At 69.4% G+C, this 15,889-nt stretch carries 16 protein-coding genes; all 16 read right to left on the bottom strand.

Going from position 1 to position 15,889, the window contains the following annotated elements:
- Nucleotides 1–126: 126 nt before the first annotated feature.
- The 16 genes from lgt to metK all read right to left on the bottom strand — a co-directional run bounded on the left by lgt (nucleotide 127) and on the right by metK (nucleotide 15,709).
- Nucleotides 127–1,134 carry a prolipoprotein diacylglyceryl transferase gene (lgt, locus tag VH571_RS05300; protein ID WP_423263770.1) on the bottom strand — a complete coding sequence of 336 codons (1,008 nt, stop codon included), beginning with the start codon at nucleotides 1,132–1,134 and terminating at the stop codon, nucleotides 127–129.
- 108 nt (nucleotides 1,135–1,242) lie between these two features.
- Nucleotides 1,243–2,043 (bottom strand): tryptophan synthase subunit alpha, encoded by an 801-nt coding sequence (gene trpA / locus VH571_RS05295; RefSeq protein ID WP_055957852.1) that lies wholly within the window; start codon nucleotides 2,041–2,043, stop codon nucleotides 1,243–1,245.
- Nucleotides 2,040–3,269, bottom strand: coding sequence for a tryptophan synthase subunit beta (gene trpB / locus VH571_RS05290; protein ID WP_055957856.1), 1,230 nt, complete (start codon nucleotides 3,267–3,269; stop codon nucleotides 2,040–2,042). Before trpB ends, trpA begins: the two co-directional genes overlap by 4 nt.
- The gene (trpC, locus tag VH571_RS05285; RefSeq protein WP_123943854.1) at nucleotides 3,269–4,042 is read right to left on the bottom strand and encodes an indole-3-glycerol phosphate synthase TrpC; all 774 of its coding nucleotides are present in this window, start codon (nucleotides 4,040–4,042) and stop codon (nucleotides 3,269–3,271) included. The genes trpB and trpC overlap by 1 nt, the downstream gene beginning before the upstream one ends.
- Nucleotides 4,043–4,309 (bottom strand): DUF6704 family protein, encoded by a 267-nt coding sequence (locus VH571_RS05280; protein WP_055961830.1) that lies wholly within the window; start codon nucleotides 4,307–4,309, stop codon nucleotides 4,043–4,045. It lies immediately after the preceding gene.
- Between the two features lie 61 nt (nucleotides 4,310–4,370).
- Nucleotides 4,371–5,003 carry a Trp biosynthesis-associated membrane protein gene (locus VH571_RS05275; RefSeq protein WP_423263633.1) on the bottom strand — a complete coding sequence of 211 codons (633 nt, stop codon included), beginning with the start codon at nucleotides 5,001–5,003 and terminating at the stop codon, nucleotides 4,371–4,373.
- 41 nt (nucleotides 5,004–5,044) lie between these two features.
- Nucleotides 5,045–6,586 carry an anthranilate synthase component I gene (locus tag VH571_RS05270; protein ID WP_423263631.1) on the bottom strand — a complete coding sequence of 514 codons (1,542 nt, stop codon included), beginning with the start codon at nucleotides 6,584–6,586 and terminating at the stop codon, nucleotides 5,045–5,047.
- Nucleotides 6,579–6,971, bottom strand: coding sequence for a phosphoribosyl-AMP cyclohydrolase (gene hisI / locus VH571_RS05265; RefSeq protein WP_423263630.1), 393 nt, complete (start codon nucleotides 6,969–6,971; stop codon nucleotides 6,579–6,581). Before hisI ends, VH571_RS05270 begins: the two co-directional genes overlap by 8 nt.
- Nucleotides 6,972–7,016: 45 nt before the next feature.
- Nucleotides 7,017–7,808: an imidazole glycerol phosphate synthase subunit HisF gene (gene hisF, locus VH571_RS05260; RefSeq protein WP_423263629.1), complete on the bottom strand. Its 792-nt coding sequence runs from the start codon at nucleotides 7,806–7,808 to the stop codon at nucleotides 7,017–7,019.
- Between the two features lie 13 nt (nucleotides 7,809–7,821).
- Nucleotides 7,822–8,661, bottom strand: a complete 840-nt coding sequence (gene hisG, locus VH571_RS05255; RefSeq protein ID WP_423263627.1) for an ATP phosphoribosyltransferase — start codon at nucleotides 8,659–8,661, stop codon at nucleotides 7,822–7,824.
- Between the two features lie 57 nt (nucleotides 8,662–8,718).
- Nucleotides 8,719–8,982: a phosphoribosyl-ATP diphosphatase gene (locus VH571_RS05250; protein ID WP_055957877.1), complete on the bottom strand. Its 264-nt coding sequence runs from the start codon at nucleotides 8,980–8,982 to the stop codon at nucleotides 8,719–8,721.
- Nucleotides 8,983–8,987: 5 nt separating this feature from the next.
- Nucleotides 8,988–9,668 (bottom strand): ribulose-phosphate 3-epimerase, encoded by a 681-nt coding sequence (rpe, locus tag VH571_RS05245; RefSeq protein WP_423263625.1) that lies wholly within the window; start codon nucleotides 9,666–9,668, stop codon nucleotides 8,988–8,990.
- Nucleotides 9,669–9,780: 112 nt separating this feature from the next.
- The gene (locus VH571_RS05240; RefSeq protein ID WP_423263624.1) at nucleotides 9,781–11,346 is read right to left on the bottom strand and encodes an RsmB/NOP family class I SAM-dependent RNA methyltransferase; all 1,566 of its coding nucleotides are present in this window, start codon (nucleotides 11,344–11,346) and stop codon (nucleotides 9,781–9,783) included.
- Nucleotides 11,343–12,302 (bottom strand): methionyl-tRNA formyltransferase, encoded by a 960-nt coding sequence (gene fmt / locus VH571_RS05235; protein ID WP_423263622.1) that lies wholly within the window; start codon nucleotides 12,300–12,302, stop codon nucleotides 11,343–11,345. Before fmt ends, VH571_RS05240 begins: the two co-directional genes overlap by 4 nt.
- 45 nt (nucleotides 12,303–12,347) lie before the next feature.
- Nucleotides 12,348–14,453: a primosomal protein N' gene (locus tag VH571_RS05230; RefSeq protein WP_423263620.1), complete on the bottom strand. Its 2,106-nt coding sequence runs from the start codon at nucleotides 14,451–14,453 to the stop codon at nucleotides 12,348–12,350.
- Between the two features lie 26 nt (nucleotides 14,454–14,479).
- Complete coding sequence (gene metK / locus VH571_RS05225) at nucleotides 14,480–15,709, bottom strand: methionine adenosyltransferase (RefSeq protein WP_423263619.1); 1,230 nt, start codon at nucleotides 15,707–15,709, stop codon at nucleotides 14,480–14,482.
- Between the last annotated feature and the right edge of the window lie 180 nt (nucleotides 15,710–15,889).

The following is a 15,889-nucleotide window of genomic DNA, read 5'->3' as shown; positions in this document are numbered from 1 at the left end:
CGGGGTGGTGTTGGTGCGGTGCTGCAGGGTTGCTCGGTGCAGGGATCCTGTCGTGCGGAGTGCTGTCGTGCGGAGTGCTTGTGGTGCAGGGTGCTTTGGTACAGGGTGCGGCCGGCAGGAGCCTGGTCAGGCTTTGACGGTATCGCTGTCGCTGGTGGCGGCGGTCGCGTCGGCGTCGTCGGCGGCGGTCTCGTCTACGGAGTCTAGCTCAGCGTCGTCGCTGTCAGCGGTGTGGGCGTCGGCGCGAGTGTCGACGTCGTTCGGCCCGCGGCCTGGGACGTAGGCGCTCGGCACCATTCCGGTGTGGTTTCTGCTCTGCACGATGAAGATGATGATGCCGAGGACGACCGCGGCGAGGGCTGCCCAGACGTTGGTGCGGATTCCGAAGAAGAGCTGGCTGTAGTCGGTGCGAATCGACTCGAACCAGGCCCGGCCGACGCCGTACCAGATGAAGTAGAGGGCGAGCGTCTTGCCCCACTCGAGCTTCACGTTGCGGTTGATCAGCAGGATCACGGCGAGGCCGAAGAGGTTCCAGATGATCTCGTAGGCGAACGTCGGGTGGAACAGCGTGCCGGCGGGCAGGCCCACGGGGTACGCGGCGTTGGTCGTCTCGATCTCGAGGCCCCAGGGCAGCGTGGTCGGGGTGCCGAAGAGCTCGTGGTTGAAGTAGTTGCCGAGGCGGCCGAACGCCTGCGCGAGCATCAGGCCGGGCACGAGTGCGTCGGCGAAGACGGTGAAGCGGAGGCCGGTCTGGCGGCATCCGAGCCAGGCGCCTAGGGCACCGAAGATCAGCGCGCCGAAGATGGCGAGCCCGCCCTCCCAGATCGCGAAGACGTGCCAGAGCGGCTGGCCGTTGAAGTAGTCGTCGGGGTGCGTGACCACGTGGAAGACGCGCCCGCCGACGATGCCGAACGGCACGCACCAGATGGCGAGGTCGATGATGATCCAGCGCTCGGCACCGCGACGGTTCAGCCGGTAGTTGGTGACGAGGACCGCCGCGACGATGCCGAGCAGAATGCAGATGGCGTACGCGTGGATCCGGAGGCTAAAGGGAATCGACGCACCGAACGTGTCGTTGATCCACCCCGTGAGGTCGAAGTACTGCCACGAGGCAGAAGGGCTCGGAATGCTCAGGGGCAGCAACGTTCAGGTGCCTTTCGTGGGGAAACAGGGGCCGGACCGAAGGATCCGTCACGGCCGAAACCGGGGTGTTCGTACGGTGTCGTGCGACGAACCCCGCCGCTACGAGACTCTACTGCCCGAAGCGAGGTCGCTCGACACGGCCGCGAGTCGCTCGAGGCCACCCTCGGCGAGTGCCCGGACGAAGGCGGAGCCAATGATGGCGCCGTCGGCGTAAGCGAGGACTTCTCGCACCTGCTGGGCGGTGGAGATGCCGAGGCCCACGCAGGCATTGTCGACCCCGACGGCCCGGAGGCGTGCGACGAGAGTGGCCGCGGCCGAATCGACGTCGGAGCGGGCACCCGTGATGCCCATGGTCGAAACGGTGTAGACGAAGCCCCGGCTCGCCTCGACGGCCTGCTTCAGGCGTGTCTCGGAGGACGAGGGGGCGGCGAGAAAGACACGATCGAGGTCGGCGGCGGTGGCCGCAGCCATCCACTCGGATCCTTCGTCAGGAATGAGGTCGGGGGTGATGAGCCCGGCTCCCCCGGCGGCGGACAGCTCGTCGGCGAACCTCTGAGCGCCGAACTGCGCTACGGGGTTCCAGTACGTCATGACCAGCACGGGCGTCTTCACCTGCGACACGATCTCGCGGACGGCGGGGAACGTGTCGCGAACGCGATACCCCTCAGCGAGAGCACGCTGGGTGGCCGCCTGGATGACCGGGCCGTCCATCACCGGGTCGGAGTAAGGCAGACCGAGCTCGAGCACGTCGACCCCGTTGTTCGCCAGGGTGACAGCGGCGTCGATGCTCGTCTGGATGTCGGGGAAGCCGAGGGGCAGATAGCCGATGACGGCACCCGACCCGGCGTCTTTCCGGGCGTGGATCGCCGCGCCGACCTTGCTGGTGGTGGAGTCGATCACAGTTGCACCGCCCCGTCGTCGACGATCTCGCCCTCGAGCAGACCGAAGTAGCGGCTCGCGGATGCCACGTCTTTGTCGCCTCGCCCGCTCAGCGATACCAGGATCGTCGCATCGGGCCCGTGCTTGAGCCCGAGTTTGATCGCTCCGGCCAGCGCGTGAGCCGACTCGATCGCGGGGATGATGCCCTCGGTGCGGGTGAGGAGGCGGAAGGCCTCCATCGCCTCGGCATCGGTGATCGGCTCGTAGTGCACGCGGCCGATCTTGGCGAGCCAGGCGTGCTCGGGGCCGACCGCCGGGTAATCGAGCCCGGCCGAGATCGAGTGGCTCTCGACGGTCTGACCGTCGTCGTCTTGCATGAGGTACGACTTCGCGCCCTGGAGCACGCCGGTCTTGCCGAGCGTGATCGAGGCGGCGTGGCGCCCACTCTCGATGCCGTCGCCGCCCGCCTCGAAGCCGTAGAGCTCGACCGAAGGGTCGTCGAGGAACGCGTTGAAGATGCCGATGGCGTTGGAACCGCCGCCGATGCACGCGGTGATGTAGTCGGGGAGCTTGCCGGTGAGTGCCAGCACCTGCTCGCGGGCTTCTTCGCCGATGATTTTGTGGAAGTCGCGGACCATCGTCGGGAAGGGGTGCGGGCCGGCGACGGTGCCGAGCACATAGTGGGTCGTCTCGACGCTGGCGACCCAGTCGCGGAGAGCGTCGTTGATCGCGTCTTTCAGCGTGCGCGAGCCGGTGGCCACCGACACGACTTCGGCGCCGAGGAGGCGCATGCGGGCGACGTTGAGTGCCTGGCGCTCGGTGTCGACCTGGCCCATGTAGACCACGCATTCCATGCCGAAGAGCGCGGCGGCGGTGGCCGTCGCGACCCCGTGCTGGCCGGCACCGGTCTCGGCGATGAGGCGGGTCTTGCCGAGCCGTTTGGCGAGGAGCGCCTGCCCGAGCACGTTGTTGATCTTGTGCGAGCCGGTGTGGTTCAGGTCTTCGCGCTTCAGGATGACCCGTGCGCCGCCGGCGTGCTCCGCGAAGCGGGGCACCTCCGTGATGATCGACGGACGACCCGTGTAGGTCTTGTGCAACTCGGCGAGCTCGGCCTGGAAGGACGGATCGACGGCGGCCGCCTTGTAGGCCTCGTCGAGCTCATCGAGGGCTGCGACGAGCGATTCAGGCACATAGCGCCCGCCGAACTCGCCAAAATACGGGCCAACTACATCGTGCAGGGTGGTCATCAGACCTCCAGGAAAGTGGTGAGGGCGTCGACCGGGTCGCCGTGGACTACGAGAGCCTCGCCGACCAGGACGACGTCGGCCCCGGAACGGCGGTAGTGAGCCACGTCGGCCGGCGACTTGACGGCGGACTCGGCGACCCGCACGACACCCGAGGGGATGCTGCCGGCAAGCGAGCCGAAGAGGTCTTGGTCGAGCTCGAACGTGGTCAGGTCGCGAGCATTGACGCCCAGGACGGTGGCCCCGGCATCGAGACCGCGAACGACCTCGTCGGCGGAGTGCGTCTCGATGAGGGCCGTCATGCCCAGCTCGAGAGTGAGCTGGTGGAGTTCGACGAGCTTCTGCTGCGGCAGGCCCGCGACGATGAGGAGCACGAGATCGGCCCCGGCGGCGCGTGCCTCGAACACCTGGTACGGCTCGGCGATGAAGTCTTTGCGGAGCACCGGCACCGAGACGGCCGCCCGAACAGCGACCAGGTCGGCGAGGGTGCCCTTGAACTTGCGGCCCTCGGTGAGGACGCTGATGGCGCTCGCGCCACCGGTCTCGTACGAGTGCGCGAGGGAGGCAGGGTCGGCGATCTCGGAGAGGGCACCGCGAGACGGACTCGCGCGCTTCACCTCGGCGATGATCTTCACCCGGTCGGCTGGCTGAAGCGCAGCCCGGGCGTCGAGGGCAGGAGTCTGGGCGAGCGCAGCGCGTTCTACGTCAGCGAGGGAGACGAGAGAACGGCGCGCTTCGGCGTCGGCGAGAGCGCCGGCGTAGAGGTCGTCGAGCACTTACTGGTGAGCCTTCGGAACGTAGCGGGCACCGCCGACGCCGTAACCCATCTTTTTGAGGACGAGGCCGACGAGGGCCCCGATCACGATGAACCCGGCCGCGATCCAGACCACGATCGGCACATCGGCGCAGAAGGCGATGGTGCCGACGGCGAATGCCACGAGCATGATGACGACGGCCGTCCAGGCCGCCGGCGAGTTGCCGTGCCCGTCGGAGTCGCTGTCGTGGCTCGCCTCGGCGGCCTTGCCGGCCGACGCCTTCGTCACATGGTTCGTGCTCTCGATACTCACGGTGCTCCTTGAAATGCTGGGGGTACGAGCCCCGAGTCTATCGGTTGTCGCTCGGGTCATCCTCGCGGCGAGCCGTCGGATCTGCTCCCGTCGAGAGAGTGTCCCAGGCCACGACCGGATCGGTGGTGCCGTTCTCGTCGACGAGGCGGACGGCCTGGTAGCGACGAGTGGAGGCGGGCCAGCGCTTCGAGGTGAGGATGACCGCGACGCCGAGCGCCGCCATGGCAACGCCCGCGAGGAGTGCGACCCAGGGCCAGGCGGTCATCGAGTGGCTCTGGACGATGTCACGGACGGATGAGTCGCCGTCGACGCCGGTCACCTTCGTGATCGCGTGGGCCGCAGCGCCGATGGGGTCGGAGACCGCGAGGATCGCGGACAGGGCGACGGACCCACCCAGGAGGATTTCGAGGACCCCCAGGATGACGCGGAACACCGGGCCCGCAATCGTGATCGCCCCGAAGAGGGCGAGCCCCGCCAACGCCAGCGCCGACAGGGCGGGCGCCGCTGCGCTGCCGTCGGCCACCACCCGCACGGTGCCGCCGCTCGGGCTCGTAACGGTCGAGTTGACCCAGGTCTGCGTGTACGTGAGCAGGGTGAGACCGGCCAGAGCCAGTCCGGCGAGGATCGACGGGAGCTTGGTCGAGCGGGTCCGCTGCGGAGTGATTGTCATGACGCTGCCTGTCTGGCGTCGGCCTGGTCGACCGGCACGGATCAGTGAAGGGTCGTCATGGCGTTGGCCACGGCGACCGCTCGAAGGGGTGCGGCGGCCTTGTTGCGGGCCTCCTGGTTCTCGGACGCGGGATCGGAGTCGGCCACGAGGCCGGCGCCGGCCTGGACGCGGGCGATGCCGGGCTGGAGAAGAACGGTTCGGATGGCGATCGCGACGTCGGCGGATCCTGCGAAATCGAAGTAGCCGACCACGCCGCCGTAGACACCGCGCTGGGCGGGCTCCAGGGCGTCGATGATCTCGAGGGCTCGGGGCTTGGGCGCCCCGGAGAGCGTGCCGGCCGGGAAGGTCGCGCGGAAGGCGTCGATGGCGTTGCGCCCCGGGGCGAGGTCGCCCTCGACGCTCGAGACCAGGTGCATGATGTGGCTGAAGCGCTCGACGTGCATGAACTCGGTGACCTCGACGCTGCCCGGCACGCAGACCTTGAGGAGGTCGTTCCGGGCGAGATCGACGAGCATCAGGTGCTCGGCGCGCTCCTTGTCGTCGCTCTCGAGCGCGGTCGCGAACGCGAGGTCTTCTTCGGGGGTCGCGCCGCGTGGCTTCGAGCCCGCGATCGGGTGGGAGTAGGCGCGAGAGCCCTGGACCTTGACAAGGGCCTCGGGGCTGGAACCCACGATCTGATACGGAACGCCGGCGCTGTCTTCGAGACTGACCAGGTACATGTACGGGCTCGGATTGAGGGTTCGCAACACCCGGTACACATCGATGGCCGGCGCCGTCAGCTCGTGGTCGAAGCGCTGCGAGATCACGACCTGGAACACGTCGCCGTCGTGGATGAACTGCTTCGAGCGAGCGATGGCCTCGGCGTACTCGGCATCGGTCGACCGGCGCACCGGTTCCGGCTCGAGAGACATGTCGACCTGGGCGAGATGCGCGGGGCTCGGCCCGGCGAGCTTCGTCTGCAGGGCATCGAGCTGCTTCTGCGCGGCCGTCCACAGCGTCTCGCCGTCGTCGGTGCCGTCGTTGAGGGCGGTGGCGATGAGCAGCGCCGTGCCCGTGCGGTGATCGAGCACGATGAGCTCGGAAACGAAGCTGAGCGCCTGAGCCGGCACGTCGAACTCGGCGGGTGGCGCATCGGGCAAGTTCTCGAGCTGCCGCACGGCCTCCCAGCCGATGAATCCGACGAGACCACCGGTGAGCGGCGGGTGGCCGGGGATCACGGGGGTCTTCCAGCGGTCGTGGAGGTGAGACAGGACGTCGAGCGGAGCGCCCGAAGCGTCACCCAGCGCCCGTTCGCGCGACACGCCGTAGTCGATCCACTCGGTCTGGATCGAGGATCCTTCTCGCGTCGTGACTCCGCTCGTGGTCAGAACACCGAACGACGAGACGCCGATGAACGAATAGCGCGACCAGATGCCGCCCTGTTCGGCGGACTCGAGCAGGAACGTACCGGGACGGCCGTCGGCCAGCTTGCGGTAGATGCCGACCGGTGTCTCTTCGGCGGCGAAGAGACTGCGAACGACCGGGATGACCCGGTGGCCGTCGAGGAGCGCGTCGAATTCGGCGCGGGTGGTGCTGTCAGACATGCGGAGAGCCGATCGAGGAGGAGCCGGTCACGGGAACGAGGGGGTCGACGTCGAAGCAGGCGTGCTCGCCGGTGTGGCAGGCGGCGCCGATCTGCTCGACGGTGACGAGCAGGGTGTCGCCATCGCAATCGAGAGCGGCGCTGCGCACGAACTGGGCGTGACCCGAGGTGTCGCCCTTGCGCCAGTACTCCTGGCGCGAGCGCGACCAGAACGTGACCCGACCCTCGGTCAGCGTGCGACGGAGCGCCTCGGCGTCCATCCAGCCCATCATCAAGACGTCGCGGGTGCTCTCTTCTTGAATGATCGCCGGCAGCAGCCCCTTCGCATCGAAGGCGGCCCGCTCGACGACGGGCTCGACGGTCTCGCGGGTGAGCTGCTCGGTCATGGTGATCCTTCGATTGGTGAGGCGCACGGTGCCCCGGCCGCTCGGTCAGCGGACGATGGCACCGGATTCTGCGAGGGCCGACTTGACGTCGCCGATCGTCAGCTCTCCATTGTGGAACACACTGGCCGCGAGCACCGCATCGGCACCGGCCTGGATCGCCGGGGCGAAGTGGTCGAGCCGCCCGGCGCCACCCGACGCGATGACCGGCACGGCGGCGTTCTCGCGCATCAGGGTGATGAGCTCGAGGTCGAAGCCGCGCTTCGTGCCATCGGCGTCGATCGAGTTGACCAGCAGCTCTCCGGCCCCGCGCTCGACGGCCTCGCGGGCCCAGGCGACCGCGTCGAGAGTGGTCTCGCGCCGACCGCCGTGGGTGGTCACGACGAAGCCGGACGGCGTCGTGGGCGATCGCTTGACGTCGAGCGAGAGGACGAGTGCCTGGGCACCGAACCGGTCGGCGATCTCGCCCAGGAGCTCCGGGCGAGTGATCGCGGCGCTGTTGACGCCCACCTTGTCGGCTCCGGCGCCCTGGAGGCGCGCGACGTCGTCGGTGGAGCGCACTCCCCCGCCCACCGTAAGCGGGATGAAGATCTGCTCGGCGGTCTGGCGGACCATGTCGTAGGTGGTGCCCCGACCCTCGACCGACGCGGTCACGTCGAGAAAGGTGATCTCGTCGGCACCCTGCTCGTAGTAGGTGCGCGCGAGCTCCACCGGATCGCCCGCGTCGCGCAGGTCGAGGAAGTTCACGCCCTTCACGACACGGCCCTCGGCCACGTCGAGGCAGGGGATCACCCGGATGGCGAGGGTCGAGTCACCCGAGGCATGCGTTCGGTGAGTCACGGTCGCTCGCCCGTCACAGTCTCGCGGCGTGGATGGGGCTGACCAGGATCGCTCGAGCCCCGAGGTCGTAGAGGGCATCCATGATCTGGTTCGTGTCGGTGCGCGGCACCATGACGCGGACAGCAGCCCACTCCGGGTCGTGGAGAGACGAGACCGTCGGCGATTCGATGCCCGGAGCGACCTTGGTCGCCTGGTCGAGCAAGCGCACGGGCAGGTCGTAGTCCATGAGGACGTACTGGCGCGCGACCAGCACACCCTGAAGGCGACGCTGCAGGACGTCGAGGCCGGCGATGGACTCGTCGGAGGCGATCAGCACGGCCGTCGACTTGAGGATCACCGGGCCGAAGGTCTCGAGACCGGCCGCCCGAAGGGTCGTACCCGTTTCGACGACGTCGGCAATGGCATCTGCCACGCCCAGCTGCACGGCGCTCTCGACGGCGCCATCGAGGCTGACGAGCTCGGCGGTGACGCCGTTCTCGCGCAGGAACTCGCGGACGAGACCCGCGTAGCTCGTGGCCACGCGGACGCCCTCGAGGTCGGACGGCGCGTGGTATTTGCCCGCGGGGCCGGCGAAGCGGAAGGTCGACGAGCCGAAGTCGAGGCTGGTGACCTCGCGCGCCGGCGAGCCCGAGTCGAGCAGCAGGTCGCGGCCGGTGATGCCGACGTCGAGGGCACCCGAGCCGACGTAGGTCGCGATGTCGCGGGGACGCAGGTAGAAGAACTCGACGCCGTTGCGCTCGTCGGCGAGGTAGAGCGACTTCGGATCGCGACGACCGGTGTAGCCGGCCTCGGTGAGCATCTGGCTGGCGGTCTCGGAGAGCGAGCCCTTGTTGGGTACAGCTACGCGGAGCATGAGTCCGATTTCTCTAGAAGTGACGGGGCCGGTGGGGCTCGGAACGTCGAGCCTGGCTCAGAGATGTCGGTAGATGTCGGCCGGGGTGAGGCCCTTGGCCAGCATGAGCACCTGCAGGTGGTACAGCAGCTGCGAGATCTCTTCGGCGGTGGCGACGTCGCCCTCGTACTCGGCGGCCATCCACACCTCGGCGGCCTCCTCGACGATCTTCTTGCCGATCTGATGCACTCCTGCGTCGAATTCTTTGACGGTGCCGGAGCCCTCGGGGCGCTCGGTGATCTTGGCGCTGAGCTCTGCAAACAGGTCGTCGAACGATTTCACGACGCCTACGCTACCTGGCTCGCGCTCGCGCGGAGCGCGGCGATGCGGTCGACGGGCTCCGGGGTGCCGGCCGGACCGTAGACGGAGGATCCTGCGACGATCGTGTCGGCACCGTTCTCGACGGCGGTCACGATGGTCTCGGCGGTGATACCCCCGTCGACCTCGAGCCAGATCTCACGACCGGACGCATCGATGGCTTCTCGAGCGGCTCGGAGCTTCGGCATCGTCTCGCCCATGAACGACTGCCCGCCGAACCCCGGCTCCACGGTCATGACCAGGATCATGTCGATGTCGTCGAGGAGGTCGAGAACGGGCTCGATCGGGGTGCCCGGTTTGATGGCGACGGCCGCCCGGGATCCTGCGTTTTTGATCGCCTTGGCGACGGCACGGGGATCGGGTGCCGCCTCGATCGAGAACGTCACGGAGAAGGCGCCGGTCTCGGCGTACTTCGGGGCCCACCGCAACGGGTCGTCGATCATCAGGTGCACATCGAGGGGCAGCGGGCTCACCTGCTGGATGCGCTCGACGATGGGCAGGCCCAGCGTGAGGTTCGGCACGAAATGGCCGTCCATCACGTCGACGTGCACGAGGTCGGCCGTCGAGATGCGTCCGAGGTCGCGCTCGAGGTTGACGAAATCGGCCGAGAGGATGCTGGGGCTGATACGGATGGGGTGATTGCTGGGCACCCGTCAAGCCTATCGGGCGGTCCGCGGCACGACTTTTCGGGCAGGACGCCGCTTTTCGGTGGTGTTTCGCCCGCAAAGCGGTGTCTGCCCGCGCGAGGTTGCGAGACGCGAGCTAGGCGCGCTTGCGCAGCAACGCCACGAACATCGCGTCGGTGCCGTGTCGGTGCGGCCAGAGCTGCACGAACGGCCCGGCACCGAGGTCGAGCTCGGCGACCGCCACGCTCTGCAGCACCTCGGTGGCGTCGATCGTGTCGATCGGCGTACCGCCGTCGCGAGCCCAGCGCTTCAGACCGGACTCGACGACTCCGCGGGTCTCGGCCGTGTGCGGCGAGCAGGTCACGTAGGCGAGCGTGCCACCGGGCGCGAGCGCCGCGAGGGCCGACGAGAAGAGCTCGGACTGCAGCCCGGTCAGCTCGGCCACGTCGCGCGGCTGCTTGCGCCATCGGGCTTCGGGGCGGCGGCGGAGTGCGCCGAGGCCGGTGCAGGGGGCATCGAGCAGGATCCGCGCGTACGTCTCGGGCTCGGACGCCCCGATCTCGGTGGCGTCGCCCTGCCTGACCTCGACGAGCTCGGGTACGGAGGCCGTCGCGGCCGGCGACGACGAACCCGCCGCGCGGGCCGCGGCGGTGACGGCGGCGAGGGCCTGCTTGACCAGACCGACACGACCCGGGACGAGCTCGTTGGCAGTCAGTCTCGCACCGCCGACGGCGGCTTCGGCCGCGAGCAGGGCCGCCTTGCCGCCGGGCCCCGCGCACATGTCGAGCCAGCGCTCCCCCGGCTCGATCGGCTTCAGGCGCGAGAGGGCGAGGGCGGCGAGTTGCGAACCTTCATCTTGCACTCGGACCGTGCCGGATCGGACGTCGGCGAGGCTCGCGGGGTCGCCGTGCGGTGCTGTGAGAGCGACGGGCGAGAATCGGCCCTCCTCGACACCCTCGACGGCGCCAGGGTCGGCGAGGCCGGGCAGGGCTACGAGGCTGACGCGGGCCGGCTCGTTGTCGGCCTCGAGGAGGGTCTCGAGTTCGTCGGCCCGACCCTCGGCCGCGAGGGCCCCGCGAAGGGCACGAACTACCCATTCGGGATGCGAGTAGCGAGCTGCCAGGGCATCGTCGGGGCTCGTCGTCTCGGCCAGCACACGGGCGAGCCACTCGTCGGGGGTCGAGCGCGAGACGGTTCGCAGCACGCCGTTGACGAATCCCGTGCCCGAGCGACTGCCGACCTGACGCGCCAGTGAGACCGACTCATCGACGGCGGCGTGCGGAGCGACCCGGGTCGCGAGCAGCTGGTGCGCCCCGAGACGGAGCACGTCGAGAAGGGCCGGATCGATTTGATCGGTCGGCCGGCGAGCGGCGATCGAGAGGACGCGGTCGTAGTAGCCGGACATGCGCAGGGTGCCGTAGGTGAGCTCGGTGGCGAGCCCGGCGTCTTGGGGCGACAACCCTGCTCGCACGATGCGCTGCGGCAGCAGGAGGTTGGCGTAGGCGTCGTCGTGCTCGACCGCGCGGATCACGTCGAGCGCCACCTGTCGGGCCGGCTGGACGCGCGGCTCGACGCGCGGGGTGCGCTCAGAGCCGCCGCGCGGGCCGGTGCGGTTCGGTCGACGGCGGCCCGCCCCGTCGTGGTTTGCCCTGGGATGGTTCGCCCCGGAGCGGTTCTCGCCAGAATCGCGCTGCTCGCTCACGAGGCTGCTCCTGCCCGGTCGAAGGCCAGCGAGTCTCTGTCGGGCACCCCGCGCAGCCAATCCGCGGCCGCCATCGGCTTCTTGCCGGACGGCTGCACGGTGATCAGCTCGAGCGGCTCCGTCGAGGTTCCGACCAGAACCCGTCGACCGTCGAGAAGGATCCGCCCCGGCGCCACTTCGCTCGGCGCTCCCTCGGCGCTCGGCCCCGCTTCGGGCACCCGCAGCTCGAGCACCTTGAATCGGGCGCCATCGAGCAGAGCGTGCGCTCCCGGCTCGGGCGTGACGCCGCGCCAGCGATTGTGGAGGGCGGCTCGGCTGTCGGCGAAGTCGAGCAGCCCGTCGTCGAGAGCGAGTTTGGACGCGAGCGTGACGGGACCCGTCTGCTCGGTGCGGGTCGGGGATCCTGATGCGATCTCATCGACGACCTGCGTCAGTAGCAGAGCGCCCGAGATGGCCAGTTCGCCGAGAAGCTCGCCCGCCGTCTCGTCGCCGCGGAGCGGCTTGTGGATCGTGCCGAGGAGCTCGCCGGCGTCGAGTTCGGGCACGAGCTGGAAGACGGTTGCCCCGGTCTCGGCATCGCCCGCCATGAGGGCGCGCTGCACCGGTGCGGCACCCCGCCAGCTCGGCAGGAGGGAGAAGTGCAGGTTGATCCAGCCGTGGCTCGGGGTCGAGAGCAGCGGCTCGCGAAGGAGGGCGCCGTACGCGACGATGACTCCGAGGTCGGCCCCGGTGGCTCGGACCGCCGCCGTGATCTCGTCGGTGATGCGGCGGGCCTTGAGCACGGGGATGCCGAGTTCGACGGCGGCGTCGGCGACAGGAGTCGGGGTGAGGACGCGCTTTCGGCCCTGGGGCGTGTCGTCGCGGGTGAGGACGGCGATGATGTCGTGCTGACCGGCGGCGAGAGCTCGGAGGGAGGGAACAGCGGCGGCGGGGCTACCGGCGAAGACGAGGCGCAATTCGAGGCTTTCGAGTGGTGATCGGGGTGGGACGGGCGACTGAAATCAATCGGAGAAGGGCTCGACGTCGTCGAACCGCACTCTGAGTGTAGGAGCGGGCGTGCGGCGGTTCGTGTTGCGGGCATCGCCGGGGCGCAGATCGCGCGGTGGTTTGCGGCGGTCGGTCGCGGCACGGATCACCCGACCGCGGAGGATCGATGCGACGTCGTGCCCGTGCGCGTAGTCGAACCGGACGATGGCGCGAACGGTGCCGCCCTCGACGTCGACGGGGCCGAGGGACTCTTTGCGGATCGATTCGGGGAGGGCGTCGAGAGCGGTCTCGACGGTGTCGGTGCGACCGGTGACCGTGGCGACGCGCACCGACGGCGGAAATCGGAGCTGCCGTCGATCGGCCAGCTCGGACGAGGCGAATCGGGCGAGGTTCCAGGTCGCCATGGCGGAGGCGATCGTGCCGCCGACCCCGACGAGGAAGATCGGGGCGCGATGGCGGGCGAGGGCGATCGCGTCGGCCCACCAGCGCACGCAGTCTTCGGCCACGCGCAGACTCTCGCGGGCCAGCATCCGCTCGCCGTCGAGCAGGAGCACGGCCCGGTAGCCTCCCGGCGCGATCGGTTCGGCGCCACGCGTCGCGACGACGATGGCCGACTCGTCGTCGACCTCGAGCACCGGCCGCGACCCGTCGGAGACGATGACGCGCACGCCCGGGAACGCCCGACCGAGCTCGTCGGCGGTGCGACCCGCGCCGGTGCCGACCGACCGCATCATCGTGTTCTCGCACGTGACGCAGTGCCAGCCGACCGCGAGGGCACCGCACCAGGCGCACGCCGGCGTCGCGTCGGCGCTCTTCTTTTGCAGCGGCCCACTACAGCGCAGACACCGCGCCGTGTCGCCGCACTCGGTGCACGCCAGCCGAGGCGCATACCCGGGGTGCGCCACCTGCACGAGCACTGGGCCGTGCTCGACGGCGTTCCGGGCCTCGAGGTAGGCCGTCGACGGAATGCGCGCGTTGGCCGCGAAACCGTCGCGGGAACCCTGCTGGGTGGTGGGGATCACGTGCGGTTGATACCGAGGATCCGGTAGCACCTCGCTCAGCCACCCGATCTCGACCAGTCGCTGTACGTCGGTGGAGCGCGCGTGGCCCGCGAAGACCAGGGCCGGGTGCTGCTGCTCGTAGCGGAGCAGGGCGGTGTCGCGGGCATGGGCGTAGGGGGTCAGCGGCTCCGAGAAGAGCGGGTCGCCGTCGTCCCACAGGGCGATCAGCCCGAGTGTGGTCGACGGGGCGAGGAGCACGGAACGGTTGCCGACAATGACCAGGGCCTCGTCACCCCGCGCCCGGAGGAGGGCGCGGTAGCGGTCGGGGTTCGACTGCTTGGAGTCGAGCCGCACGATCGTCTCGGGCGGAAGCACGGCCTCGAGGGCCGAGACGAGTTGCTCTTGATCGCGGTAGTCGGGAACGGCGAGGATGGCCGATTCGCCACCCGCCACCGCGACGGCGGCCAGCTCGGCGAGCGTGACGGCCCAGCGGCCGACCCAGCGCGGCGGCAGGCCCGGCACCGCGGGCAGCTCGACCACGAGCGGCACCGCGTCGAGGGCGAGACGGGCGCGGCCGCGCACGGCGGCGACGAGATCGACCGAGCGGTAGCCCGTGATGCCGCGGGTGGCCACATCGTCGGGCTCGGGGGCCGACGCGTTGTCGGTGCTGCTTGTCTCGGTCTCCGCCTTTGCCGTTGCCGGTGTCGTGGCGTCTTCGGTCTCTGCCTCCGCCTTTGCGTCGGCGGCTGCCGCACGCGCGGCGAGCCACGCCTTTTCGACCCGCACCTGTCGCGTGGGCACGGCGAGCCGAAGCACGTCGCTCGCCGACCCGCCGGCGCGATCGGCGAGCGCGCGCGCCAGACGCCAGACCTCGGGTGCCAGCACCGGCACCTCCGAGATGAGCTCTTCGATCTCGCTGAGGCTGCCCTCGTGCTCGGATCCGTCGGCCATTTCGATCACGAACGCGTCGGCCATCCGCCCGGCCGAGCGCAACGGCACCTTGACGCGCATGCCGGGGCCGACCGTGCCGACCAGCCGTTCGGGCACGGCGTAGTCGAACAGGCGGTCGAGCTGCGGCAGCGGGGTGTCGACCAGCACCCGCGCGACGGCCCGTGACATGCGTGACTCGCCTTCGACGATGGTCTCTAGAGGCCCGCCGCGGCTCGGAGGGCGTCGACGCGGTCGAGTGCCTCCCAGGTGAAGTCGGGGAGGTCGCGACCGAAGTGCCCGTAGGTCGACGTCGCCCCGTAGATCGGTCGGAGAAGGTCGAGATCGCGGATGATTGCGGCGGGCCGAAGGTCGAACACCTGGCCGATGGCGTCGATGATCGTCTCGTCGGGCACGTGACCCGTGCCGAAGGTCTCGACGTAGAGACCCACCGGTGCGGCGCGGCCGATCGCGTAGGCGATCTGGATCTCGAGACGCTCGGCGAAGCCTGCGGCAACGGCGTTCTTCGCCACCCAGCGCATCGCGTAGGCGGCCGACCGGTCGACCTTCGACGGGTCTTTTCCCGAGAACGCACCGCCGCCGTGACGCGAGGCCCCGCCGTAGGTGTCGACGATGATCTTGCGGCCGGTCAGACCCGCATCGCCTTGGGGGCCGCCGATCTCGAAGCGCCCGGTCGGGTTGATGATGAACTTCGTGGCAGAGGTGTCGAGACCGGGCGCCTCGGCGGCGAGGACCGGGCGGATGACGTGCTCGATCACGTCGCGCTCGAGCTGCTCCATTGAGACGCTCGGCGAGTGCTGCGTCGAGAGCACGACAGTGTCGACCGTCTTCGGTGTGTAGCCGTCATAGCCGATCGTGACCTGCGTCTTGCCGTCAGGACGCAGGTAGTCGAGCACGGCGTCTTTGCGGACTGCCGTGAGGCGCTCGGCGAGACGGTGCGCGAGCCACACCGGAATCGGCATGAGCTGCGGGGTCTCGGTCGTGGCGAACCCGAACATGATGCCCTGGTCGCCGGCACCCTGCGAGTTGAGGGCGTCGTCGGCCGAGCCCGCACCCGTGCGGGTCTCGAGGGCATTGTCGACGCCCTGAGCGATGTCGGGCGACTGTGCCCCGATCGACACCTCGACGCCGCAGGTGCGGCCGTCGAAACTCACCGACGAGTCGTTGTAGCCGATGCCCGTGATGAGGTCGCGCACGATCGTCGGGATATCGACGTAGCCCGTCGTCGTGACCTCGCCCGCGACGTGCACCAGACCGGTCGTGACGAGCGTCTCGACGGCGACCCGGCTGTTTGGGTCGACCTCGAGGAGAGCATCGAGGATGCGGTCGGAAATCTGATCGCAGATCTTGTCGGGGTGCCCCTCCGTCACGGACTCGGACGTGAAGAGGCGGAGGCTACCGGTGGTGCTGGGGCTGCTGGAGGACACGGATTCCCTAAGACGAAAGCGGTGGAGATGCCGTTCGATTCGGCATTTGCAACTCTAGCCGGGGGTGGCGACACTCCCCCGGTCGCGTGACGACGTGTGAACGAGATCGCGGTTGTGGAGACGCGGTGGACGGGCCGGGGCAGAGCGGCTCACACAGCGGAAGAGACGGAAGCCGAGGAT

Origin of the sequence: Frondihabitans sp. 4ASC-45 (assembly GCF_049472575.1) — a bacterium.
Classification (GTDB): Bacteria; Actinomycetota; Actinomycetes; order Actinomycetales; family Microbacteriaceae; genus Frondihabitans.
This window is presented reverse-complemented; position numbering and strand designations above follow the sequence as displayed.